Genomic DNA, 24,886 nt, shown 5'->3' with positions numbered 1-24,886 from the left:
TATGGTGGGTGGAACCGAACGGAAGAGGGGTCTTGGTCGCGGATTGTCGGCACTCATGTCCGATGTGGCCGAGACAGAGGAGCGCGCGAGTGCTGGTCCTGCGGCGGCGGACAAGAAGATCCCGATTGAACAGATCACACCGAATCCCGATCAGCCGCGGAAACGTTTTGCCGAGGGTGACCTGGATGATCTAGCAGCGTCGATAAAGGAAAAGGGTGTTATTCAGCCCCTGATCGTCCGCGCCATAGCCGATGGGCGCTATGAGATTGTTGCGGGTGAGCGCCGCTGGCGCGCATCGCAGATGGCGCAGCTGCATGAGCTGCCGGTTATCGTGCGGGATTTCTCGGATGCCGAGGTTCTCGAGGTTGCCATCATCGAGAATATTCAGCGGGCGGATCTGAATGCTATCGAAGAAGCGGCCGGCTATCGCCGCCTGATGGACCAGTTTGGTCATACTCAGGAAAAGATGGCCGAAGCTCTGGGCAAGAGCCGCAGTCATATTGCAAACCTGTTGAGGTTGCTCAACCTGCCGGAACCGCTTTTGGAAATGGTACGCAGCAATGACCTGAGTGCGGGCCATGCGCGTGCTCTCCTCGGTGCCGAAGATCCTGTGGGACTTGCGCGCCGGATCATCCGGGATGGGTTGTCCGTGCGCGCGGCCGAGGCGCTGGTCAAAAAAGAGCAGTCAGGTGATGCGCGCGGTAAACCCGCCGCATCGAAGGCGCCAGCTGAAAAAGATGCAGACACCAAAGCCCTGGAGGGCGATCTTTCTGCGACGCTGGGTATGAAGGTTGTTCTGACGCACAAACCGGGCGGTGAATCAGGCGAGGTCACGCTGCATTACAAGACGCTTGAAGAGCTGGATGAACTGTGCCGGATTCTGAGTGGAACCTAACCTCCGGCGAGGCGTGAGATTATCGCATTCAGAATCATAAAGCCTTGATCTGAAACGATAATTCTGTCTTTTGTCGCTGTTATCATTCCCAGGTCAACCAGATCGGAAATAGCTGCAGGCGAAATCTGATGACCTGACAGTTTTTCATATCGGGCAGGGTCAATTCCTTCCCTGAGGCGCAGTCCCATCAACAGAAATTCATTCGCCTGGTCTTCGCCTGACAGAAACAGCCTCGGTTTTTCAGCGTTCCCGGTTTCGACTGATTTCAGCCAGCGGTCCGGATTGGACCAGCATTCTGTTGCCGCCCTCTGGCCACCGGTGGTCAGCCGCCCGTGCGCGCCAGGCCCGATACCTGCGTAGTCGCCATATCGCCAGTAGATCAGATTGTGTCGTGACTGCGCACCATCCCGGGCATGGTTCGAGACTTCGTAAGCCGGCATGCCGTGTTCTCCGCAAAGATCACGGGTCGCCGCATAAAGATCGGCGCTCAGGTCATCATCGGGCAGGTCGCGCAACTTGCCGGCATTGTATCTGTCGCCAAATGCTGTGCCCTGCTCGATGGTCAGCTGATAGAGCGACAGATGATCCACGGCCATACTCAGCGCCTGCGTCAGTTCAGACCGCCAGTCGGCGAGGGATTGCCCCTGCCGGGCATAGATCAGATCGAAACTGACCCGATCAAAGGTGCTCCGCGCAATCTCAAAGGCGGCCATCGCCTCTGAGGCTGTGTGAATACGGCCCAGTCTGCGCAGATCATCATCGTTCAGCGCCTGTATCCCCATGGAAATGCGGTTCACGCCGCCATCCCGGTACGCCCTGAACCGCCCTGCTTCGACCGAGCCGGGGTTAGCTTCCAGTGAGATCTCCAGATCATTGGCAACAGGCCAGAGCCGGCGAATTTCCGAAATAATGCCGCTGACCGTTTCGGGATCCATCAGGCTGGGCGTCCCACCGCCAAAGAATACTGACCTCAGAACGCGCCCTGGTGTTTCAGCGGCAACCCGGCGCAGTTCCGTCAGATAGGCGGCGCGCCAGGCTGTCTGGTCAATGCTGCGCGAGACGTGGCTGTTAAAGTCGCAGTAGGGGCATTTGGCCTCGCAGAAGGGCCAGTGAATATAAAGGCCAAAGCCACCCTGTTCCCAGTCTTCAGCCAAAGCAACCAGCGATCAGTTTTGCAAAGGCATCTGCGCGGTGGCTCACCCGGTTTTTTTCGTCCGGATCCATTTCTGCAAAGGTGATGTCATAGCCGTCGGGCATAAACATCGGGTCATAACCATGACCGGTTTCACCACGTATCGGCCAGACCAGTGTGCCGTTCACCTTGCCCTCAAAAACTTCTTCGTGGCCATCAGGCCAGGCGAGAACGAGCGTTGCCCTGAAACGTGCGCGACGCGGGTGGGCCGCGCCGGCTTCTTCCAGTTCGGTGTGTGTGCGGGTCATTGCCATCAGAAAATCACGGCCCCGGGGTGTCTCCGCCCAGTCAGCCGTATAGACGCCCGGGCGATTGCCCAGAGCCTCAACCTCAATTCCGGAATCATCGGCCAGCGCCGGTAATCCGGTGGCGCTCACCGCAGCACGCGCTTTTATCCGGGCATTGCCGATAAAGGTGTTTTCGGTTTCCTCGGGCTCGGCGAGGTTCAGTTCGGCGGCACCCACGACCTGCACACCATGGGGCGCAAAGAGCTGTTGCATCTCTTCGAGCTTTCCCGCGTTATGCGTCGCGATCAGAATTCGGGTGCCGTCGAACCTGCGTGTCATGCCGTGGCGGCTTTCTGTGCAGCAACCAGCTCGCCCACGCCTTTTTCAGCCAGGTCTATCAGTGCATTCATCTGGTCGCGCGAGAATACAGAGCCTTCGGCGCTCATCTGGACTTCGATCAGCTGTTTACTGCCTGTCATGATGAAATTGCCGTCTACACCTGCCTCGGAATCCTCCGGATAGTCCAGATCAAGCACAGGCTGCCCGGCGTAGATTCCACAGCTGATCGCGGCAACAGGGTCTGTCAGCGGATCGCTGATGACATCTCCCGCTTTCATCAGCTTTTTTACCGCCAGCTTCAGCGCAACCCAGCCTCCTGTGATCGAGGCACAGCGTGTTCCGCCATCCGCCTGCAGAACGTCACAGTCGATGGTAATCTGGCGCTCACCGAGGGCGACCCGGTCAACGCCGGCCCGCAGAGAACGCCCGATCAACCGTTGAATTTCAACTGTGCGGCCGCCCTGTTTCCCGGCGGCGGACTCGCGCCGCATGCGCGTGTTCGTTGCACGTGGCAACATGCCGTATTCGGCGGTCACCCAGCCGAGGCCCGACCCTTTGATAAACGGTGGCACACGGTCTTCGATTGTTGCGGTACACAGAACATGGGTGTCACCCATCCTGATCAGGGCAGAGCCCTCTGCGTGTTTCGTGAAACCCGTCTCAATGGAAACGGCGCGCATTTCGTTCAGTTCTCGACCAGAGGGACGCATGACATATCCTTTTAATGTGCACTCTCCGATACAGGCCCGCACGGCAGGGATGCAACCCCGATTGAATTTCCGCTGTGTTGTGCTTTTATACCGCTTCAGCCAGGGAACCCGTGATGAATGACACACCAAACATACTCGGAGAGATGAACGACCGCTCGCGCGAGGTCTTTCGCCGGGTGGTGGAAGGCTACCTGGATGACGGGATGCCGGTGGGCTCACGCACGCTGACCCGGGACTTCAGCGAAAAGGTTTCGGCGGCCACGATCCGCAACGTGATGCAGGATCTGGAATACCTCGGGCTTCTGGACAGCCCGCATGTCAGTGCGGGGCGAATTCCCACCCAGATGGGACTGCGCATGTTTGTGGATGGTCTGCTCGAGATCGGCGATCCGGATGCAACCGACCGGGAAAAAATTGATGCCACCGCTGCCTCGAACTCCGAAGACGTCAGCGGGCTGCTCGATCGGGTCGGATCGGCACTTTCAGGCGTGACCCAGGGGGCATCGCTGGTGATGACACCAAAACGCGAAGCGCCCATCAAACATATCGAATTTGTGTCGCTGTCACCCGACCGCGCCCTTGTGGTGCTGGTATTTGCCGATGGCCACGTCGAAAACCGTCTGTTTTCACCACCTCCCGGCCAGACACCAAGCTCAATGCGCGAGGCAGCGAATTTCCTGAACGCGCTGATCGAGGGCAAAACCCTGAGCGAACTGCATGGTGCAATGAAAGCCGAGATCAGCAACCGGCGCCAGGAAATAGATTCGCTTGCGCAGGATCTTGTGCAGTCCGGTCTGGCCGTCTGGGAAGGCGAGGGAGATCAGATTGAACGGCTCATCGTGCGTGGCCGGTCGAATCTGCTGAGTGACGAGGGTGAGGGTGAAGATCTGGAGCGCATCCGCCGGCTTTTTGACGACCTTGAACGCAAGCGGGACATCGCCGAGTTCCTTGAACTTGCCGAAGGTGGCGACGGTGTCCGCATTTTTATTGGTTCTGAGAACAAACTTTTTTCACTTTCGGGTTCCTCTCTGGTCGTTTCCCCATATATGAACGCTGATCGAAAGATCATTGGCGCCGTGGGGGTCATTGGTCCGACACGACTGAATTATGGACGCATTGTGCCGATTGTGAATTACACGGCGCAGCTGGTCGGAAAACTGATCTCCGACCGGAGTTAGAGGTAAGATCATGGCAGAGCCCAAGAACGAAGAATTTCTGGACGATATCGATGACGCCGAGGCGGAAGCATTCGCTGAAGAAATGGCCGAGATTGACGACGAAGCCCTGGAGCTTGAACAGATAAGGGCAGAGCGCGACGAGTATAAAGACCGGTTTATGCGCGCTCTGGCAGATGCGGAAAACGCGCGCAAAAGGTCCGACCGGGATCGCAGAGAGGCCGAGAACTATGGTGGCTCCAAGCTTTCGCGCGATATCCTGCCCGTTTATGACAATATGAAACGCGCCATTGAAACCGTGACGGACGAACAGAAAGAAGCAAATGCTGCCCTGATCGAGGGCATCGAGCTGACCATGCGCGAATTGCTGAGTGTTTTCAAAAAGCACGGTATCGAAGTCATCGCGCCCGAGGTCGGTGACCGTTTTGACCCGAAACTGCATCAGGCGATGTTTGAAGCGCCACTGCCGGACACGCGGGCCGGTGATATCATCCAGGTCGCGGCCGAAGGCTTTATGCTACATGATCGTCTGCTTCGCCCCGCGCAGGTGGGTGTGTCGTCGACACCGGCTGGCTGACCCAAGCACCGTTTGATCTGCCCTGCACAACGGGCAGTGCACGGGGTTCGGATATCAGAAGAAAGAACTAGAGGCCGTCAGGATCTGGCGGCTTCTTTGAGTTTATAAAGCATGTCCAGCGCTTCGCGGGGCGTCAGCTCGTCAGGGTGGATATCTTCGAGAGCGTCCTCAACGGCTGATCGGGTCGGGGCTGATGGTGGAGGGGAAACCGGCGCGGCAGAGAAAAGCGGAAGATCATCGATCAGTGTTTTCTGCGTCGCACCCCCCTCGCGTTCCCCTTTTTCCAAAGCATCAAGGACGACGCGTGCACGGGCAATCACCGGTGCCGGCAGACCGGCAAGCTGCGCAACCTGGACACCATAAGACCGGTCCGCCGCTCCCTTGCGCACTTCGTGCAGGAAAATGACCTCACCTTCCCATTCTCGGACGGCGACGGTTGCATTCTCTACACCATCCAGTTTGCCCGCCAGAGCCGTCATCTCATGATAGTGCGTTGCAAACAAAGCGCGGCTTTTGTTCACGTCGTGCAGATGTTCCAGAGTCGCCCAGGCAATTGACAGCCCGTCATAGGTTGCGGTGCCCCGGCCGATCTCGTCCAGAATTACGAGAGCGCGGTCATCTGCCTGGTTCAGAATAGCTGCTGTTTCAACCATCTCGACCATAAAGGTAGATCTTCCGCGGGCCAGATCGTCTGATGCGCCGACACGACTGAACAACTGGCTGATAACCCCGATATGTGCCGAGGTGGCCGGTACAAAGCTGCCCATCTGTGCCAGAATAGCGATAAGTGCATTCTGACGCAGGAACGTAGATTTACCCGCCATGTTCGGCCCCGTCAGCAGCCAGATATTTGCGGTGTCCTCTCCCGCAGACAGTGCGCAGTCATTGGCAATAAACGGCGCGCCGGATTGCTGTCGCAGCGAGGCCTCGACCACCGGATGGCGACCGCCGCGGATATCAAACTGACGGCTGCCATCAACGTCCGGGCGCACCCAGTTTTCTGCCACGGCAAGATCAGCGAGACCGGATGCAATGTCCGTCTCGGCAACAGCGGTGGCCGTCTGAGAAATCTGCGCGGCCTCGCCAAGAATACGCGCGCGCAATCCCTCAAACAGACGTTTTTCAATCTCCAGAGCGCGGGCACCGGCATTGATGATTTTAGTTTCCATTTCAGACAGTTCGACGGTCGTGAACCGGACCTGATTTGCAGTGGTCTGGCGATGGATAAACGTCTCGGACAGGGGTGCCGACAGCATTTTGTCGGCATGAGTAGAGGGTGTTTCGATAAAGTAACCAAGAACATTGTTGTGCTTGATCTTCAGAGACGAAATGCCTGTATCAGAGACGAATTGTTTTTGCATCGCGGCAATAACACTGCGTCCTTCGTCCCGCAGTTTCCGGGCCTCGTCGAGCGCGTCATCGTATCCCGGGGCAATGAACCCACCATCCCGCGCGAGAAGCGGCGGCTCTGCAACCAGAGTTTCATCAAGATGTTCCGTCAAGGCAGCGTGACCTGTCAGGCCCTGCAGACATCTGTGCAACAAGTCCGGCAGATCCACATTGCTGAGCTCGGAATTCAGCGCATCAGCAGAGATCAACCCGTTCCGGATGGCTGCCAGATCACGCGGGCCGCCGCGATCGAGCGCCAGACGTGAAAGCGCGCGGTCCAGATCCGGAATGCGCCGCAGCAGATCGCGCAGTGACTGGCGAAGGGTGTTGTCCCCGAAAAGGAAGTCGACCGCATCCAGACGCTGTCGGATGGTTTCGCGGTCCCGCGAAGGGCTGGACAGTCTTTGTTCCAGCAGTCGGGCACCACCCGCTGTCAGCGTCCGGTCAATCACCGACAAAAGTGACCCCGCCCGACCGCCCGAGAGCGCATGTGTCAGCTCAAGGTTCCTGCGCGTAGCCGCATCGATCTGAACGGTGCCGGAAACAGCCTCTTTCTGTGGTGGCCGGAGAAGCGGCAGCTGCCCTTTCTGCGTAATGTCCAGGTACTGAATGACCGCGCCCATTGCGGATACCTCGGCGCGGGAGAAAGTCCCGAAACCGTCGAGCGTTTCCACGCCAAAGAGGTCACAAATGGATTTTTCACCACCGGTACTGTCAAACGCCGACCGGGCAAGCCCTGTCAGCGCGATACCAAGATCCTCAACTGTTTCACGCAGGTCTCCTTCGCGGTTCTCGGCTACGATCAGCTCAGAGGGTGCCAGCCGCGCCAGCTCTGGCCCAAGACGCAGCGCGTCAAGTGGCATGACATGAAAGGACCCGGTTGAGATATCCACCCAGGCCAGCGCCTGTGCATCCCGGACTTCTGCAAAGGCTGCCAGATAGTTGTGCCGGCGGGCTTCGAGAAGGCTCTCCTCGGTCAGTGTACCGGGTGTCACAAGCCGCACCACATCGCGCTTTACGACCGATTTAGAGCCTCTTTTTTTGGCTTCCGCCGGGCTTTCCATCTGCTCGCAGACAGCAACGCGAAACCCCTTCCGGATGAGTGTCAGCAGGTAGCCTTCGGCGGAATGCACCGGCACACCGCACATAGGAATATCGGCGTCGTTATGTTTGCCACGTTTGGTCAGCGCGATATCCAGAGCCTGGGCCGCCGCCACGGCGTCGTCAAAGAACATCTCGTAAAAATCGCCCATCCGGTAAAACAGCAGTGCATCCGGATAACCGGATTTGATTTCCAGATACTGCGCCATCATCGGCGTGACGGTCATAAGGCCCCCCGGCGGTTTCGGGTGACCTTACAAATGCTCCGGCCCGGGTAAAAGCTCAAATCGCGCATGCTTGAGGCGGGTGCCCGGCTGAGATATAGCCTGGGGGCTCCGGAACGTCAGAAAAGGCCGAATAACATGTCAAAAACACGCGTCACCGCCGAAGAAGCGCTCGCCTTTCATCTCGAACCGACACCGGGGAAATTCGAAATCACCGCAACCGTCCCGATGACAACCCAGCGGGACCTGAGCCTTGCCTATTCACCCGGCGTTGCCGTTCCCTGCGAAGCCATCGCGGCAAATCCTGAGACGGCCTATGATTACACCAACAAAGGCAACCTTGTTGCTGTGATTTCCAACGGCACGGCGGTGCTGGGCCTTGGAAATCTCGGCGCACTCGGATCCAAGCCCGTGATGGAGGGCAAAGCGGTACTGTTTAAGCGTTTTGCCGACGTGAACAGCATCGATATTGAACTGGACACCGAAGACGTTGATGCCTTTGTCGATGCGGTCCGTCTGATGGGCCCGACATTTGGCGGCATCAACCTTGAAGATATCAAAGCGCCCGAATGCTTTATTATCGAGCAACGTCTCAAAGAAGAGATGGATATTCCGGTTTTTCATGACGACCAGCACGGAACGGCCGTCATCTGTGCGGCGGGACTGCTGAACGCGTTGCAGATCTCGGGAAAGAAGATCGAGGATGTGCGCATTGTCCTGAACGGCGCAGGTGCGGCGGGTATTGCCTGTCTTGAGCTGCTCAAAGCCATGGGCGCGCGTCATCAGAACTGTATCATGTGCGACACAAAAGGCGTGATCTATCAGGGCCGTACCGAGGGTATGAACCAGTGGAAGTCCGGCCACGCTGTTGCTACAGAGCTCCGCACGCTGGAAGAAGCGATGAAGGGTGCAGACGTGTTCCTGGGTGTGTCTGTCAAAGGTGCGGTCACGCAGGAAATGGTTGAAAGCATGGCGGAAAACCCGGTCATCTTCGCCATGGCGAACCCGGACCCGGAGATCACCCCCGAAGAGGCACATGAAGTCCGGCCGGACGCCATCGTCGCAACGGGGCGCAGCGACTATCCCAATCAGGTCAACAATGTGCTTGGCTTTCCCTATCTCTTCCGTGGCGCGCTCGACATCAACGCGCGCGCGATCAATGACGAGATGAAAATTGCCTGCGCCCATGCACTTGCCAATCTGGCGCGAGAGGATGTGCCCGATGAGGTGGCGCTGGCGTATGGCAAAAACCTCTCCTTCGGGCGGGATTATATTATTCCGACACCGTTTGACCCGCGCCTTATTCACCGCATACCCCCGGCAGTTGCCAAAGCCGGCATGGACACCGGAGCCGCGCGGCGTCCGATCATCGATATGGAAGCATATGAGCTTTCGCTGAAAACCCGGATGGACCCAACGGCAAGTATTCTGCGGGGCATCAACGCCCGGGCGCGGGCCAACCAGGCCCGCATGATCTTTGCCGAAGGCGATGATCCAAGGGTGCTGCGCGCCGCGGTCATGTACCAGCGTTCCGGCCTGGGCAAAGCGCTGGTTGTCGGGCGTCTTGATGACGTCAAAGCCAAACTGGACAAGGCCGGTATGGTGGACGCGGTCCGCGAAATCGAAGTGGTGAACGCAGCGAATACCACCCACCTCGATACCTACAAGGATTTTCTCTATAACAGGCTCAAACGCGGGGGTTTTGATGCCCAGGACATCCATCGCCTGGCCGCACGGGACCGCCATGTTTTCTCAGCGCTGATGCTGGCGCACGGCCACGGCGACGGTCTTGTGACCGGTGCGACCCGCAAGTCTGCGCACATTCTGGACCGCATCAATCACGTCTACGACGCATCGAAATATGACGGTGCAGTCGGTATCACTGCGCTGCTGCACAAGGGACGGATTATCTTTATCGCGGATACGCTGGTTCATGAGTGGCCGGACGAGGAAGACCTGGCGACGATTGCAGAGCGTGCCGCCACGGTTGCTCAGAACATGGGGCTGGAGCCCCGTGTGGCTTTTGTGAGTTTCTCGACCTTTGGATATCCGGTTTCCGAGCGGGCAGAGAAAATGGCCCGTGCGCCGGAAGTGCTCGATGCACGCGGTGTCACCTTTGAGTATGAGGGCGAGATGACGGTGGACGTTGCCCTGAATGCCACTGCCCAGTCTGCCTATCCGTTTTCACGCCTGACCGGCCCGGCAAACATCCTTGTGGTACCTGCGCGCCATTCGGCCAGTATTTCTGTGAAGCTGATGCAGGAAATGGCTGGTGCCACCGTGATCGGACCAATCCTGGCGGGCGTGGATGGATCGATCCAGATCTGCTCGACGGTATCCACGGCGAATGACATTCTGAACATGGCCATCCTCGCGGCCTGCAAGGTCGGCTGATGACGATCTATAACCTGGGATCAATCAACGCAGACAACGTGTACCGCGTCAGCCATCAGCCCGCGGGGGGTGAAACTCTGGCGGCACAGAGCCTGACACGCGGGCTTGGCGGCAAGGGTGCCAATATGTCTGTTGCGGCGGCCCGGGCAGCAGCGCGGGTCGTGCATATCGGCGCCGTGGGATCGGACGGGCGCTGGGCGAGCGAGCGGTTGCTCGAATACGGTGTGGATACGCGACACATCGCAGTATCTGACCTGCCAACGGGCCATGCCAACATCTGTGTCGACCCGCAGGGTGAAAACACGATTGTTCTGTTGTCGGGCGCAAATGGCGGCATCACCCGTGAACTGATCGGTGCCGCGCTCAGCAATGCCGGCCCCGGCGATATCTTTGTCACGCAGAACGAAACCAGCGGACAGAAAGAGGCAGTTGATTTGGCCGCCCGGCTGGGCCTGCGGGTGATTTACGCCGCCGCACCTTTTGATGCGGATGCCGTACGCGCTGTGATGGACAAGGTCGATATGCTGGTCCTGAATGCGGTTGAGGCGGCTCAACTGTCGCAGGAAACAGGCTCTGAACCGGGCGATCTGCCGTGTTCCGACGTAGTTGTGACCATGGGGGGTGATGGCTGCGTCTGGCACAGCAAAGGCCAGGCGCCCCAGAGTTTTCCGGCGATTCCCGTGAAACCGGTAGATACGACAGGTGCGGGCGATACGTTCACCGGGTACCTTATTGCCGGTCTGGATCGCGGCATGCCCGTCGCGCAGGCCATTGGACTTGCCACGAAGGCGGGGGCACTGATGGTCACCCGTGAAGGGACGGCAGATGTGATCCCCGATCTGAAAGAAATCGAGGATTTCACCTTTCGCTGATCAGCTGGGCAGGAACGGCGCGTTCTCGCCCCAGAGTTCGCGGACGCGCTGATCCCGGCCACAGGCATCGCGGTAGGCTTTGTACGCTGATGATTTGCGTTTGGGACCAAAACGGGTCAGCACAAGATCATCGGACCTGTAGTAATCCTGGTGATAGTCTTCGGCTTCGTAAAAAGGCGCAGCCGGCAGGATCGGCGTGACAATGGTCTGACCCAGCACTTTTGCCGCCTTTGCTTTTGCTGCCGCGGCGTCTTCCTGCGCCTGAGGTGTGTCCGCAAAAACAGCTGTCCGGTAACTTTCGCCTCTGTCACAGAACTGTCCTCCGGCATCAGTTGGATCAACGGAGCGGAAAAACAGGCTGAGGAGCGTCGTCCGCGAGACAATCGACGGATCGTAGGTGATCTGCACGGCTTCGTAGTGGCCTGTTCCGCCCCGCGTTACCTGCTTGTAGGTCGGGTTTTCGACGGATCCACCGGTATAGCCGGAGACGGCGCCTGTTACGCCTTCAACACGTTCGAAATCAGCTTCAACACACCAGAAGCAGCCTCCGGCGACGGTCAGCGTTTCGAGATCATCCGCAAGAGCGGTCCGTGTCTGTGCCGCAAAGCCGAGGACGATCATGCCGGCCAGAGCAAAGGTCTTGAGCGAGGAAATATTCAGCATTTTCGGTCTCCTTTGCACTCAGACTGCCGCCTCGGGCCCTCACGGGCAATTCATGAAACCGCGATGTCACGCGGTGGTGAGATCAGTTTACAGCTTGGCATCCCCGGCCCGCATTTTTACGGTCGTGATGTAACAACCCGGCGGGTAATTCCGTGCCCGCTGTAATATTCCGGATCGTTCGGGGAGAGATAAATGCGCATTGCAATGTGGTCCGGGCCACGGAATCTGTCGACAGCGATGATGTACAGTTTTCTGGCGCGGGGTGATTTTACTGTTCAGGACGAGCCGTTCTATGCGCCCTATCTGGCGGCATCGGGCAGACGTCACCCTATGGACGACGAAATCATCGCCGCACATGAAACCGATCCCCGGAAGGTCGCCCGCGATTGCCTTGCCCCGGTGCCGACGCCGCATCTCTATATGAAGCACATGCCACATCACATGCTGCCGGGCTTTCCGATGGACTGGGCGCGGGACTGTGTGAATGTACATCTGATCCGGCATCCTGCGCGGGTGATCGCCAGTTATGCCGCGAAACAGGCGGACCTGACCCTGGACGATATCGGGTACGTGCGCCAGGCTGAAGTCTTTGATGCGCTGGGCGGCGTGGTTATTGATGGCACAGACATCCGCGCTGATCCCGAGGGCATGCTGATGAAGCTTTGCGCCGAAATTGGCCTCCCATTCGATCCGATGATGCTCAGATGGGACGCAGGCCCAAGAGCCGAAGACGGCATCTGGGCAAAACACTGGTATGGCGCGGTGCACCGCAGCACCGGTTTTGCTGGGGCAGAGGGTGAAATGCCCCGGTTAGAGCCTGATCTGGCTGAATTATGCGCGGCGGCGCTGCCTTACTATGACAAACTCGCCGCCCTGCGCATCAGATAGCGTTACTTCAGCCGCCGGTCCCGTGCGGCCAGAAGTTTCAGGCGCAGCGCGTTGAGCTGGATAAAGCCCGCGGCGTCTTTCTGGTCGTAGGCGCCGGCGTCATCCTCGAAGGTCACATGTGCTTCCGAGTAGAGAGACCGGTCTGACCAGCGGCCGACGGTCCGCACATGGCCCTTATACAGCTTCAGACGCACAGTGCCCTCGACGTGTTCCTGGCTTGCATCGATCGCGGCCTGCAGCATAGTGCGTTCGGGGCTGAACCAGAAGCCGTTGTAGATCAGTTCGGCGTATTTCGGCATCAGTTCGTCCTTGAGGTGCATGGCCCCCCGGTCGAGCGTAATGGATTCGATGGCGCGGTGTGCTTCGAGCAGCAGCGTGCCGCCGGGTGTTTCATAAATGCCCCGGGATTTCATACCCACGAACCGCCCCTCGACAAGGTCGAGCCGTCCACAGCCGTGTTTGCCGCCCAGCTCGTTCAGTTTCGTCAGGATCGTCGCAGGCGACATCGCTTCGCCATTTATGCTGACAGCGTCGCCCTTTGAAAATCCGATTTCGATGTATTCCGGCGTGTCCGGTGCGTCCTCGGGGTGCACGGTGCGCTGATAGACGTAATCGGGCGCATCGACGGCGGGGTCTTCCAGCACCTTACCTTCGGACGAGGTGTGCAGCAGGTTGGCGTCAACGCTGAACGGCGCTTCGCCGCGCTTGTCTTTAGCAATCGGGATCTGATTTTTCTCGGCGAAGTCGATCAGTTTTGTCCGGCTCGAAAGGTCCCATTCCCGCCAGGGCGCGATCACCTTGATGTCCGGGTTCAGCGCGTAGGCGGCGAGTTCAAACCGCACCTGATCGTTGCCCTTACCGGTCGCACCATGCGCCACGGCATCAGCGCCGGTTTCCGCCGCGATTTCCACCAGGCGTTTGGAGATGAGCGGACGCGCGATGGAGGTGCCAAGGAGGTACAGACCCTCGTAAACCGCATTCGCCCGAAACATCGGAAAAACAAAGTCGCGCACGAATTCCTCGCGCACATCCTCGATGTAAATCTCGGACGCGCCCATCATTTCTGCCTTGGCGCGGGCGGGTTCGAGTTCTTCGCCCTGGCCCAGATCGGCCGTAAAAGTGACGACCTCGCAACCATACTCGGTCTGCAGCCATTTCAGGATGATTGAGGTATCAAGACCGCCGGAATAGGCGAGCACAACTTTTTTGGGCGCGGACATGAAATCTTCCTTTTCGGTTTAAAATGCGCCCTACCGCTTTTTGAAACGCTGGGCAAGATATCAAGCCGCCGTTGACGCCCGCCCGGGCGGCGCTTATCGAAAAGGGACCGTGAAACAGAGGGTCTCCCATGTCTGACACATTCCGTGCATGCGCCATTGCGGCGATGCAGGCCATGCGCGAGGTTTTTCCGGCCACACCGCTGATGCGGAACGATCTTCTGAGCGTGCGGTTTGATGCTGATATCTGGTTGAAGCGCGAAGATCTGAGTCCGGTCCGGTCTTACAAACTGCGTGGCGCCTTTAACGCGATGCGCAAAGTCATTCCGCAGCAGGATATGTTTGTCTGTGCCAGTGCGGGGAACCATGCGCAGGGTGTGGCCTTTATGTGCCGGCATTTTGGGGTGCGCGGCGTGGTTTTCATGCCGGTTACGACCCCCGAACAGAAGGTGATGAAAACCAGGATGTTCGGCGGAGATTTTGTCGAAGTTCGTCTGGTCGGTGACTATTTTGACCAGACCCTCGCGCAGGCGCAGGAATTCTGTGCACAGGCCGGGGCGCATTTCCTGTCGCCTTTCGACGATGAGGATGTGATCGAGGGGCAGGCGTCTGTCGCAGCAGAGATCGAACAACAGCTGGGGCGTATTCCGGACCGCATCGTGCTGCCTGTTGGCGGTGGCGGTCTGTCAGCCGGCGCGCGCAGTTTCTTTGGGCGGCAAACCGATTTCACCTTTGTGGAACCTTCGGGTGCAAAGAGCCTTGCGGCGGCGATTGAAGAAGGTGCGCCCACAGATGTGTCACCGATCAACAGTTTTGTTGACGGTGCTGCTGTTGCGAAACTGGGAGAGCGCACCTTTGCACGGCTGAAGGATGTGGACTTGTCTGAGATCGTGCATCTGTCCGAAGACCGGATCTGCGGCACAATTGTCGATATGCTGAACGTCGAGGGGATTGTTCTGGAACCTGCAGGCGCTCTGGCCGTCGAAGCGCTGAGCGAAATTGCGGCTCTGATAAAAGGAAAAACAGTGGTTTGTGTTGCGTCGGGCGGCAATTTCGATTTTGAGCGTCTGCCCGAAGTCAAAGAGCGCGCGCAGCGTTATGCCGGGCTGAAAAAGTATTTTATTCTGCGTCTGCCGCAGCGCCCCGGCGCACTGAAGGATTTTCTTCAGACCCTTGGTGCCCACGACAATATCACCCGGTTTGAGTACATGAAGAAGTCGGCGCGCAACTTTGGTTCTGTGCTGATCGGTATCGAAACAGATCAGCCTCAGAATTTTGCAGAGATGTTTCAGCGCATTGATGATGCCGGATTTACATATACAGACATCACAAACGACGAAACCCTGGCGCAGTTTGTGATCTGACACGGTATGGCGTTCGCAGGCAGATCTGTAGTGATTACCGGAGGTGCCAGTGGAATTGGTGCCGCCCTGGCGACACGGATGGTCAGTGCCGGTGCATATGTCACAGTTGCCGATCTCGTGGCGGCGGATGTCTATGTCGCTGCGGAACGTATCGGCTGCGATGGACTGGTCTGTGACGTGACGCAGGAATCTGACGTCAGATCATTGTGCGAAACAGTTACCGGCAAGGCCGGTTCTGTTGACATATTTGTCTCTAATGCCGGGTATATGGCTCGACAGCCTGAGCATGCTGCGTCCGCAGACGACGCAGTCTGGCAACGCAGTTTTGCCGTGCACGTCATGGCACAGGTCTATGCCGCGCGGGCACTGTTGCCTCAGATGCTGGCGCGGGAATCGGGGTGTCTGGTGACTGTCGCCTCGGCCGCCGGATTGCTGAATCAGATAGGAGACGCGGCCTATTCAGCAACGAAACAGGCAGCAGTCAGTTTCGCCGAGTCGCTCGCGATCACGCATGCTCATCAGGGGCTGAAAGTCAGCGTGGTTTGCCCGCAATATGTTGCGACCCCGCTGATCGGTCTTTCCGACAGCGACGCAGCGCAGGCGGCAGGTCTTCTCACGGCAGATGAGGTTGCATCTGTTGTTTGCGATGGCATATCTGCCGGTCGTTTTCTGATTTTGCCACACCCTGAGGTCAGGGGGCACGCGATCAGGCGGGCTGAGGATCATGACAGGTGGATCGCCGGTATGCAGAAGCTGCATGCCCGCGCCGGAGAAGTTCTTTCTGCCGAAGGTCCGGGCGGGCTTTACAGGCTGCTTTGATCTGAGACCTGAGTTACGAGGTTTTCCAGGAAATCATCCCGGGATGCCTGATAACAGGAAAGCAGAGCAGGTACGTCAATGGTCCCGGCGCTGCCTGCCGAAAAACCTGTCTCGCCTTCCTGGCAAAGGCTTGAAAACTTCCGAAACCCGAGACTCATGGCGCTGCCTTTCAGAAAGTGCAGTTTTTCGCCCAGATTGGCACAGTTCTGATCAAGAGTTTCGATTTCGGAGTCCACTTCATCAAGGAACAGTTCAACAACTTCCTCGAAATCCTCTGTGCCGACTTCCTCGCGCAGGGCGCGAACGCGATCCCAGTCTATCATAACTTTCTCCACGCAGGGTGCCGCGGACACTGTCAGGAGAGTCCTAACTGCAGGTTATCATGCAGCGTGTTTCGCTTACAATTTTACCCTTCACCGGTCTTTAACGCGCAACCCCTAGAAAATCGCTGAACACATGTGAACAGGGACACGAATGCCGGCCTTTTTGCCCAACGGTCCAGAATTATCGGCTGCAGACGACAAGGCGGAGACCCGCCTCGTCCTCGTTGTCGATGACAGTCGGCTTCAGAGGAAAATCCTGAAGAGTCTTCTGGCCCGCTGGGGTTTTGACGTGATCGAAGCTGCATCGGGAGAAGAGGCGCTGGAGCTGTGCCGCGCGCAACAGCCTGAGATTGTGATCAGCGACTGGGTAATGCCCGGGATGTCAGGTATCGAATTCTGCTGTAAATTCAGAGAGATGACCAATGAGCAGTATGGCTATTTCATTCTGCTGACTTCCAAGAGCGAGAAGAATGAAATCGCAGAGGGTCTGGATTCTGGTGCAGACGATTTCCTTACCAAGCCTGTTGATGGAAACGAACTGCGTGCGCGTATCACCGCCGGTGAACGCATCCTGACCATGCAGCGCGAACTGACGATGAAGAACAGCGTCATCAGTGAAACTCTGGACGAACTGCAGCGGCTCTATGATTCTCTGGATGGCGATCTTCTTGAAGCAAAAAAGCTGCAGCAGTCTCTGATCCGCGAGAAGAGTCGGTCCTTTGACGGGGGCGACCTCTCTCTGTTGCTGCGTTCCAGCGGCCATGTGGGTGGCGATCTGGTGGGCTTTTATCCCGCCGCTCCCGGGCATCTGGGTCTTTTTGCGATTGATGTGTCCGGTCACGGGATCAGCTCTGCGCTGATGACAGCACGCCTTGCCGGCTATCTTTCAGGCAGTGCACCTGACCAGAATATTGCGCTCGAGAAACTGCCTGACGGCACGTACCAGTCGCGCCCGCCGGCAGAAGCGATAGAGACGCTCAACGAACTGGTGCTCGATGAAATGGAAACAGAGCACTATTTTACACTGATCCTTGCCGACATAGATCTTGCCACAGGCCATGTCGTAATGGGCCAGGCCGGGCACCCGCACCCGGTGGTCCTGCGATCGGACGGCTCGATGGAACAGGATGGCACCGGCGGATTCCCGGTCGGGCTGATGTCCGGTGTGACGTTTTCGCAGTTTGAGGTTCAGCTGAACCCGGGCGATCGTCTTGTGATCCTGTCAGACGGAGTTACCGAATGTCCTGCAGGAGATGGTGAAATGCTTGGTGAGGAGGGTCTGGAGGAAATGATTTCCGGGATTACTGATGTCACCGGTACCGCGTTTCTGGAATCACTGGTGTGGAAGCTGTCAGAATTCGCGGGTATCGAGGAATTCCCGGACGACGTGTCCGGTATCCTCTTTGAGTACAGTGGTCAGCCGATTCCGAAATAACGGCGCAGAAACATCCGGTCTCCATCGTTTCCGAGCATATCTGCTGCCTCTGACGGGCTCAGTACGAGGGGTACATGGTCTGGCTCTGTGGGCTCTGCCAGCTGTCGGACCGGGCGCGCCGTGTAGATGTGGCAGACCTTTTCCGCCCAGATGTTATATTCCGGCATAAACACAAACCGCCGGAAGGCGCCGAGCCGGCGTGTGCGCGCGATCCGCCAGCCCGTCTCTTCCATCACCTCCCGGTGCAGTGCCTGCAAAGGGCTTTCACCGGGATCAATTCCGCCACCCGGCAGCTGAATGTCATTGAAATCGGACAGCTGACAGGTCAGCAGCACCCGGTTTCCGAGGGGCAGAATGGCATAGGCTCCGGGCCGCACGACATACCGCTGCCCTGCATCCGGCGCATGGCCGACCCGTCGCATCATTCTGGCTCCCCCTCTTTTCAACAGGCCCCGGACCCATATATGGACGCGGGTATGCCAGGCAAAAGCCGATAAGGAAACCCCAATGACACATGGACAGCAAATCGCGTGGGACGACACAGTCCTGCCCTTCCAACTCGACGCCAGCGATATGCGTGGCCGCGTTGCGCGGCTGGACAGTGCATTGAATGGTATCCTCAGACAGCACGACTATCCGCCTCAGGTCGAAGCCCTGGTGGCCGAAATGGCGTTGCTGACCGCTCTGATCGGACAGACGATCAAACTGCGCTGGAAGCTGCAGTTGCAGGTACAGTCCAAGGGCGCGGTGCGTATGATCGCAACCGACTACTATGGCCCGGAAAAGGAAGGCGATGCCGCCCGCATCCGTGCCTATGCCAGCTACGATGCTGACCGGCTGACAGACGCGGCGCCGTTTGACCAGGTGGGCGAAGGGTATTTTGCCATCATGATCGACCAGGGTGAGGGCATGACCCCTTATCAGGGGATTACGCCGCTCGAAGGCGGGTCGCTGGCATCCTGTGCCGAAGCCTATTTTGCCCAGTCCGAGCAGTTGCCGACGCGCTTCTCTCTCAGCTTTGGGAAATCTACTGAACCCGGTTCAGATGAGCACTGGCGCGCCGGTGGCATCATGTTGCAGCACATGCCCAAAGCCTCCCCCTTTGTGGCGACCGGCGAGGGCACGGGTGCTGTGCTGACGGCCAGCGACCTTGTTCAGGACGACGAGGCCGAGAACTGGACCCGGGTGAATGCGCTTCTGGACACCGTCGAAGAGATGGAACTGATCGGGCCGAACCTGCCGCCAAACGACCTGTTGCTGCGCCTGTTCCACGAAGAAACACCGCGGGTCTTTGACACACAGACCGTGCGGTTCGGGTGTACCTGTTCTGAAGACCGGGTGCGCCAGAGCCTGTCGATCTATTCGGCAAAGGACATTGAAAAGATGACCACCGAAGAAGGCCGTGTCACCGCAGACTGCCAGTTCTGCGGCGCGCACTACGATCTCGATCCGGCAACTGTCGGATTTGAGGCGGAACAGGCAGGCAATGACAGCTGAAACAGACAGGATCCGGGCGGCGCTTGACCGCCCGGGTCCGCCCTCTTCGGATTTTGACCTCAACCCCGAAACGGTTTTGCCCGACGACCGCCGGCTGCGCCCTGCGGGTGTTCTGGCCGCCATCACGCAAACGCAGGACGGCCTGTCGCTGCTTCTGACCAAACGGTCATCCGCGCTCAGGCATCACCCCGGACAGATCGCTTTTCCCGGGGGAAAACAGGATGAGGGCGACGCCGACGTTATCGCGGCCGCGCTCAGAGAAGCCGAAGAAGAGATAGGACTGCCGCGCGATGCCGCCGAAGTTCTCGGCACGCTGCCGCCGCATGAAACGGTCACCGGGTTTCAGGTGACGCCGGTGATTGCGCGCGTGACGCTGGATTTCGATGTGCGGCCGGAACCAGGCGAAGTGGACGAAGTATTTGCTGTACCGCTTTCCCATGTTCTGAACCCCGGCAATTACCGTGTCGAAGGCCGGCGGTGGCGTGGTCAGAAGCGGTTGTACTACACGGTGCCTTACGGACCCTATTACATCTGGGGTGCGACTGCGCGTATGCTCAGGGCATGGACCGAACAGATGAAATACTGATCCCGCGGGAAACACCCTGGTTGCATGACCCGGATGCGCAGCGCGTCTGTGCCGCTGTGACGGCAGAAGGCGGGGCTGTCTATTTCGTCGGCGGCTGCGTGCGGGATGCGCTCCTGAAGATTTCGGGCGGCGATACGGATCTGTCGACCGACGTATTGCCAGAGGATGCGATGCGGCTGGCGCGTGCGGCCGGGCTCAGGGCTGTGCCGACCGGCATTGACCATGGTACGGTGACTGTTGTGTCGGGCGGGCGTGGTTTTGAGGTCACGACGTTCCGACGCGATGTCGAGACAGACGGGCGACGCGCCGTTGTCTCTTTTTCCCGCGAGATATCGCAGGATGCAAAGCGTCGCGATTTCACGATGAACGCACTTTATGCGACGCCCGGGGGCGACCTGGTCGACCCCCTCAATGGTGCTGCGGACTGCCTCGCACGCAGGGTCCGGTTTATCGAAGACCCTGATCGTCGTATTCGTGAGGACTATCTGCGGATCCTGCGGTTTTTCCGGTTTCATGCATGGTACGCCGCAGCCGGCGAAGGCTTTGACGCGGATGCTCTGGATGCTGTCGCGCGGAATGCCGATGGCCTGGAGACGCTTTCTGCCGAGCGTATCGGCCATGAAATGCTGCGGTTGCTTCAGGCCCCCGATCCGGCGCCGGCCGTCGCTGCAATGCGCCAGACCGGTGTTCTCGGGCGCGTGCTGCCTGGCTCGGACGACCGTTTTCTGGCCCCTGCCATTCATCTGGAGGAACAGACCGGACGATCTGCAGACGCGCTGATGCGGCTCGCGGTGCTTGGAGGGAATGACGTGGCAGACCGCCTGCGTCTCAGCCGCAGTGATGCAGGAGCGCTCAGCCGGATGGTCGGGGCGGCGTGGAATGGTCAGCCAGCGGGCGCGCTGGGATGGGAGTATGGGGCAGACATCGCCATCGCGGCGCTGATCCAGCGCAGTGCTGTCGCCGGTCATCCTCTTGATCCGGCCGAAACAGAAAGTGCAGTGCGCGGGGCTGAAGCGGTGTTTCCGGTAAAGGCCGGTGATCTGATGCCCGGGCTTCAGGGAAAGGCGCTGGGCGAGGCACTGAAAGCGCTGGAGGCGCGGTGGGTCGCCTCGGATTTCACCCTCACATATGAAGATCTGATGACACCGGAATGAAAACCTCGACAGGTTGTATATCTGTCTGCTACACACGGCGGACAAGAGCGGAGGAATACGAAATGTATCGCGGGATCTGGGACAGCTGAGGCTGGCATAACCCTTCCCTGTCAGGCCCGGAACCCGGCGCCTGAGCATTTCTGTTATTCACTTCCAGGACTACCCCCATGTTCCGCTTTTTCGAACGACTCGTCGACCCATATGCCAGCTATACCGAAACCGATCACCCGCCGCAGAAGCTTTGGCCGTTCCTCTGGGAATACTCGCAACCCTTTAAACGGGTGTTCTTCTGGGCTGCGGTCATGTCGATCATTGTCGCCGCGATCGAGGTGGGTCTCATCTTCTACATGGGGCGCGTCGTTGACCTTCTCGAAGGTGATCCGTCGCTGGTATGGGAAACCTACGGCACAGAGCTGATCCTCGTCGCGCTGGGCATCATCTTCATCCGGCCGGTGCTTCAGCTTCTGGACATCGGGTTGCTGAACAATGCGATTCTGCCGAACTTCGGGACGCTGATCCGCTGGCGGGCACATCGCCAGGTGCTGCGCCAGTCTGTTGGCTGGTTCGAAAATGACTTTGCCGGTCGTATTGCCAACCGGATCATGCAGACACCTCCCGCCGCCGGTGAGGTTGTGTTTCAGGTATTCGACGCGATCTCCTTTTCGCTGGCCTATCTTCTGGGGGCAGCAATTCTGCTCAGCACATCTGATCCGCGGCTTCTGCTGCCATTGCTGATCTGGTTTGCGCTTTATGGCTGGCTGGTGCACTGGACGGTGAAACGTGTGGGCCCGGCGTCACAGGAAGCATCGAATGCGCGGTCCGAAGTGACCGGTCGCGTGGTGGATGCCTATACCAATATTCACTCGGTCAAGATGTTCGCGCACCACGAACAGGAACTGGAATACGCCCGCGATGCCATCGAGTATTCGCGCGAAACATTCCAGAAAGAGATGCGGATCTTTACAATCATGGACGGCACGCTCGTGATGCTCAACGGGTTGCTGATCGTTGGTGTTGTGGGCTGGGCAATTGCGCTCTGGGTTGCCGGCGAGGCGACCGTTGGTGTCGTTGCGGCGGCAACCGCGCTGACCCTGCGGCTGAACGCGATGACCGGCTGGATCATGTGGGCGCTGACAACGTTTTTCCGCCAGCTTGGCGTTGTGGCCGAAGGGATGGAAACCATCGCCCAGCCGGTCACGCTGGTGGACGACAGGAATGCAAAGCCGTTGCAACTGACGCAGGGCGAGATCGTTCTGGATGATGTGAGACACCATTACGGGCGTGACAGTGGCGGCCTGGACGGGATCAGCCTGACGATCCGCCGCGGTGAAAAGGTCGGTCTTGTTGGCCGGTCAGGTGCGGGAAAATCGACACTGGTAAAGCTTCTTTTGCGGTTTTACGACGCCGAGAGCGGCACAATTACAGTCGATGGCCAGGACATCACCCAGGTGACGCAGGACAGTCTGCGTCTGGCTGTTGGGATGGTGCAGCAGGACAGTTCACTGTTGCACCGGTCGGTGCGTGACAACATCCGTTATGGCCGTCCTGATGCCACCGATGACGAGATCTTTGCCGCCGCCCGGCAGGCCCAGGCGCATGACTTCATTCTTGATTTGCAGGACCCGGAAGGCCGTGGCGGTTATGACGCTCAGGTCGGTGAACGGGGTGTGAAACTGTCCGGTGGACAGCGTCAGCGGGTGACACTTGCGCGCGTGATCCTCAAGAACGCTCCGATCCTGTTGCTGGACGAGGCAACAAGCGCGCTCGACAGCGAGGTGGAGGCCGCCATTCAGGACACGCTTTACGGTATGATGGAGGGCAAAACGGTGATTGCGATTGCCCACCGTTTGTCCACGATTGCTGAAATGGACCGCATCCTCGTGCTCGACCAGGGGCGCATTGTCGAAGATGGTCCGCATGACGCGCTTTTGGCGCAGGGCGGGCTATATGCAGAATTCTGGGCCCGGCAGTCGGGCGGATTTCTGAGTACCGGAGACGATGCGTGAGGATTGAGAACTGGATCGATGCTTTTCGCGCGGCAGAAGGGCCACCGCCTCAGACCCTGGGCGCGTTCATGCGCTGGTGTCTGGGGGGTGCCTGGCCTGCGCTGTGGCTGGCTGCGTTCTTTTCCGCCGCAGCAGGCGCAATGGAAGCGGGCACCGCACTGATCCTTGGCATGGTTATCGACGCGGCGGCCAGTTCCGGACCTGAGGCGTTTTTTGACGGGGGCAACATCGCGCTGATCATCGGGGCGGTTGTCTTCTTTGTTGTCGCACGGCCCATTCTGTTCGGTCTCTCCGCCTCGGCCAACGCCATCATCGTGCAGCCCAATGTGAACCCGCTGGTGCTGTCGCGCCTGCATCGCTGGACGCTCGGACAGACGGTCGGGTTTTTTGACGACGACTTTGCCGGTCGCATTGCACAGAAACAGATGCAGGCCGCGCGGGCTGTCACCGATGTCGTGTCTGAGGCCATCAATGTGGTGGCCTTTGCGCTGGCGTCCCTCGTCGGCTCGGTTCTGCTTCTTTTTGCCATCGACTGGCGCGTGGCGCTTGGGTTTGGTGTCTGGCTGATTTTCTATTTCGCAATGATCAACTGGTATCTGCCGCGTATTCGCAAAAGGTCGGCCGGGCGTGCAGGTGCGCGGGCGATGGTTTCGGGCCAGGTGGTCGATACGATTACCAACATCAAAACGGTCAAGCTGTTCGCCCATGCTGATCACGAGGACCGCGCGGCGCTGGGCGCGATGCAGACCTTTCGGGAGCGTGCGCTTGAATTTGGATATCTGGCTGCTGGTTTCCGGTTTGCGCTGATGACCCTTGCGGGTGTACTTCCGGTGATCCTGCTGGGCGGTACCATCATGCTCTGGCAGGCGGGGCAGGCCAGCCAGGGCGATATCGTCGCCGCCGGCGCGGTCGCGATCCGCATTGCGCAGATGACCGGTTGGGTGAGTTTTACCCTGATGGCGATCTATTCGAACATCGGCGAGATCGAGGACGGCATCCGCACGCTGACACCACGCAACCGGGTCGAAGACGCACCCGGCGCCGGGGACCTTGATGTCAGTGCCGGTGCCATCACGCTGCGCGATCTGGGCTTTGCCTATGGGCGGGACGCGGGAGGCGTGCAGGATATCGGTCTTGAAATCCGCCCTGGCGAGAAACTGGGTATCGTCGGTGCGTCGGGTGCGGGCAAATCCACGCTGGTTGCTCTGCTGCTGCGCCTCTACGACGCCGAAGAAGGATCGATTGAAATCGATGGTCAGGACATCACCGGTGTCACCCAGGAAAGCCTGCGGCGCAATATCGGTATGGTGACCCAGGAAACAGCGATGTTTAACCGCTCGGCGCGCGACAATATTCTCTATGGTCGTCCCGATGCGACGGAAGAAGAAATTATTGCTGCGGCCAGGAAAGCCGAGGCACACGGGTTCATTCTCGAGCTGCAGGACCATGCAGGCCGGACGGGTTACGATGCGCATCTGGGCGAGCGTGGCGTGAAACTGTCGGGTGGGCAGCGTCAGCGGATCGCCCTGGCGCGGGCCATTCTCAAGGATGCGCCGATTCTCGTGCTCGACGAAGCGACGTCGGCGCTCGACAGCGAGGTCGAAGCCTCTATCCAGACCGCGCTGGAGCGGGTGATGGAGGGCAAGACCGTGCTGGCGATTGCGCACCGGTTGTCGACGCTGACGGAAATGGACCGGATCATCGTTATGGAAGACGGTCATATTGCCGAGGATGGGACGCACAGCGATCTGCTGGCGCGTGGAAAACTCTATGCCAGGTACTGGAACCGCCAGTCCGGTGGGTTTATCCGGACCGAAGCAGCAGAATAGGCGCGGTCCG

At 58.8% G+C, this 24,886-nt stretch carries 22 protein-coding genes; 14 read left to right on the top strand and 8 right to left on the bottom strand.

Translation table 11 applies throughout. The annotated features are described in order from the left end of the window. The first annotated feature begins 1 nt into the window (after window position 1). Window positions 2-895: a ParB/RepB/Spo0J family partition protein gene (locus tag Q0792_RS12335; RefSeq protein ID WP_298840820.1), complete on the top strand. Its 894-nt coding sequence runs from the start codon at window positions 2-4 to the stop codon at window positions 893-895. On the opposite strand, the gene hemW is transcribed toward Q0792_RS12335, so the two are convergent. The 3 genes from hemW to rph are packed head-to-tail and all read right to left on the bottom strand — an operon-like array spanning window position 892 to window position 3,363. Continuing rightward, the gene (gene hemW, locus Q0792_RS12330; protein ID WP_298840817.1) at window positions 892-2,049 is read right to left on the bottom strand and encodes a radical SAM family heme chaperone HemW; all 1,158 of its coding nucleotides are present in this window, start codon (window positions 2,047-2,049) and stop codon (window positions 892-894) included. The two genes, Q0792_RS12335 and hemW, sit on opposite strands and share 4 nt — an antisense overlap. Then, a complete protein-coding gene (rdgB, locus tag Q0792_RS12325) occupies window positions 2,042-2,653 on the bottom strand; it encodes an RdgB/HAM1 family non-canonical purine NTP pyrophosphatase (protein ID WP_298840814.1) in 612 nt (203 codons plus the stop codon). Before rdgB ends, hemW begins: the two co-directional genes overlap by 8 nt. Then, on the bottom strand, window positions 2,650-3,363 hold the full coding sequence (gene rph, locus Q0792_RS12320) for a ribonuclease PH (protein ID WP_298840811.1): 714 nt from the start codon (window positions 3,361-3,363) through the stop codon (window positions 2,650-2,652). The genes rdgB and rph overlap by 4 nt, the downstream gene beginning before the upstream one ends. 113 nt (window positions 3,364-3,476) lie before the next feature. Between rph and hrcA the strand changes: the two genes are divergently transcribed. Continuing rightward, window positions 3,477-4,541 (top strand): heat-inducible transcriptional repressor HrcA, encoded by a 1,065-nt coding sequence (hrcA, locus tag Q0792_RS12315; RefSeq protein ID WP_298840808.1) that lies wholly within the window; start codon window positions 3,477-3,479, stop codon window positions 4,539-4,541. 10 nt (window positions 4,542-4,551) lie between these two features. Next, window positions 4,552-5,115, top strand: coding sequence for a nucleotide exchange factor GrpE (locus tag Q0792_RS12310; protein WP_298840806.1), 564 nt, complete (start codon window positions 4,552-4,554; stop codon window positions 5,113-5,115). Between the two features lie 77 nt (window positions 5,116-5,192). Here the strand turns inward: Q0792_RS12310 and mutS are convergent, their stop codons facing one another. After that, window positions 5,193-7,832 (bottom strand): DNA mismatch repair protein MutS, encoded by a 2,640-nt coding sequence (gene mutS, locus Q0792_RS12305; RefSeq protein ID WP_298840803.1) that lies wholly within the window; start codon window positions 7,830-7,832, stop codon window positions 5,193-5,195. Window positions 7,833-7,967: 135 nt separating this feature from the next. Here mutS and Q0792_RS12300 point away from each other — a divergent pair, with 135 nt between their 5' ends. Further along, complete coding sequence (locus Q0792_RS12300) at window positions 7,968-10,223, top strand: NADP-dependent malic enzyme (protein ID WP_298840800.1); 2,256 nt, start codon at window positions 7,968-7,970, stop codon at window positions 10,221-10,223. Continuing rightward, window positions 10,223-11,095 carry a ribokinase gene (locus tag Q0792_RS12295; protein ID WP_298840797.1) on the top strand — a complete coding sequence of 291 codons (873 nt, stop codon included), beginning with the start codon at window positions 10,223-10,225 and terminating at the stop codon, window positions 11,093-11,095. Before Q0792_RS12300 ends, Q0792_RS12295 begins: the two co-directional genes overlap by 1 nt. Here Q0792_RS12295 and msrA read toward each other — a convergent pair whose 3' ends face one another. Then, a complete protein-coding gene (gene msrA, locus Q0792_RS12290; protein WP_298840795.1) occupies window positions 11,096-11,758 on the bottom strand; it encodes a peptide-methionine (S)-S-oxide reductase MsrA in 663 nt (220 codons plus the stop codon). Window positions 11,759-11,950: 192 nt separating this feature from the next. On the opposite strand from msrA, the gene Q0792_RS12285 reads away from it, so the two are divergent. After that, a complete protein-coding gene (locus tag Q0792_RS12285) occupies window positions 11,951-12,646 on the top strand; it encodes an HAD family hydrolase (protein ID WP_298840792.1) in 696 nt (231 codons plus the stop codon). A 2-nt stretch (window positions 12,647-12,648) separates the two neighbouring features. Here Q0792_RS12285 and Q0792_RS12280 read toward each other — a convergent pair whose 3' ends face one another. Next, on the bottom strand, window positions 12,649-13,866 hold the full coding sequence (locus Q0792_RS12280; RefSeq protein WP_298840789.1) for an argininosuccinate synthase: 1,218 nt from the start codon (window positions 13,864-13,866) through the stop codon (window positions 12,649-12,651). Window positions 13,867-13,994: 128 nt separating this feature from the next. Between Q0792_RS12280 and ilvA the strand changes: the two genes are divergently transcribed. Both ilvA and Q0792_RS12270 read left to right on the top strand, forming a co-directional pair. Next, window positions 13,995-15,227, top strand: coding sequence for a threonine ammonia-lyase IlvA (gene ilvA, locus Q0792_RS12275; protein ID WP_298840787.1), 1,233 nt, complete (start codon window positions 13,995-13,997; stop codon window positions 15,225-15,227). A gap of 30 nt (window positions 15,228-15,257) precedes the next feature. Then, a complete protein-coding gene (locus Q0792_RS12270) occupies window positions 15,258-16,046 on the top strand; it encodes an SDR family oxidoreductase (protein ID WP_298840784.1) in 789 nt (262 codons plus the stop codon). Here the strand turns inward: Q0792_RS12270 and Q0792_RS12265 are convergent. Continuing rightward, window positions 16,031-16,369: an Hpt domain-containing protein gene (locus Q0792_RS12265; RefSeq protein ID WP_298840781.1), complete on the bottom strand. Its 339-nt coding sequence runs from the start codon at window positions 16,367-16,369 to the stop codon at window positions 16,031-16,033. The genes Q0792_RS12270 and Q0792_RS12265 overlap by 16 nt on opposite strands. A 151-nt stretch (window positions 16,370-16,520) precedes the next feature. Here Q0792_RS12265 and Q0792_RS12260 point away from each other — a divergent pair, with 151 nt between their 5' ends. Beyond that, entirely contained in the window at window positions 16,521-17,804 is a 1,284-nt protein-coding gene (locus Q0792_RS12260; RefSeq protein ID WP_298840778.1) for a PP2C family protein-serine/threonine phosphatase, read from the top strand. On the opposite strand, the gene Q0792_RS12255 is transcribed toward Q0792_RS12260, so the two are convergent. Beyond that, the gene (locus tag Q0792_RS12255; protein ID WP_298840775.1) at window positions 17,786-18,229 is read right to left on the bottom strand and encodes an NUDIX hydrolase; all 444 of its coding nucleotides are present in this window, start codon (window positions 18,227-18,229) and stop codon (window positions 17,786-17,788) included. The two genes, Q0792_RS12260 and Q0792_RS12255, sit on opposite strands and share 19 nt — an antisense overlap. 82 nt (window positions 18,230-18,311) lie before the next feature. Here Q0792_RS12255 and Q0792_RS12250 point away from each other — a divergent pair, with 82 nt between their 5' ends. The 5 genes from Q0792_RS12250 to Q0792_RS12230 all read left to right on the top strand — a co-directional run bounded on the left by Q0792_RS12250 (window position 18,312) and on the right by Q0792_RS12230 (window position 24,876). Next, on the top strand, window positions 18,312-19,301 hold the full coding sequence (locus tag Q0792_RS12250) for an Hsp33 family molecular chaperone HslO (RefSeq protein ID WP_298840771.1): 990 nt from the start codon (window positions 18,312-18,314) through the stop codon (window positions 19,299-19,301). After that, the gene (locus Q0792_RS12245; protein WP_298840768.1) at window positions 19,291-19,887 is read left to right on the top strand and encodes a CoA pyrophosphatase; all 597 of its coding nucleotides are present in this window, start codon (window positions 19,291-19,293) and stop codon (window positions 19,885-19,887) included. Before Q0792_RS12250 ends, Q0792_RS12245 begins: the two co-directional genes overlap by 11 nt. After that, window positions 19,863-21,041, top strand: a complete 1,179-nt coding sequence (locus tag Q0792_RS12240) for a CCA tRNA nucleotidyltransferase (RefSeq protein WP_298840764.1) — start codon at window positions 19,863-19,865, stop codon at window positions 21,039-21,041. The genes Q0792_RS12245 and Q0792_RS12240 overlap by 25 nt, the downstream gene beginning before the upstream one ends. A 167-nt stretch (window positions 21,042-21,208) precedes the next feature. After that, window positions 21,209-23,047, top strand: coding sequence for an ABC transporter ATP-binding protein (locus Q0792_RS12235; protein WP_298840761.1), 1,839 nt, complete (start codon window positions 21,209-21,211; stop codon window positions 23,045-23,047). Next, window positions 23,044-24,876: an ABC transporter ATP-binding protein gene (locus Q0792_RS12230; RefSeq protein WP_298840759.1), complete on the top strand. Its 1,833-nt coding sequence runs from the start codon at window positions 23,044-23,046 to the stop codon at window positions 24,874-24,876. The genes Q0792_RS12235 and Q0792_RS12230 overlap by 4 nt, the downstream gene beginning before the upstream one ends. Window positions 24,877-24,886: the final 10 nt, after the last annotated feature.

Source organism: uncultured Roseobacter sp. (genome assembly GCF_947495025.1).
Lineage (GTDB): Bacteria > Pseudomonadota > Alphaproteobacteria > Rhodobacterales > Rhodobacteraceae > Roseobacter.
The sequence above is the reverse complement of the archived record's forward strand: the minus strand, read 5'-3'. Positions and strand labels throughout refer to the sequence as shown.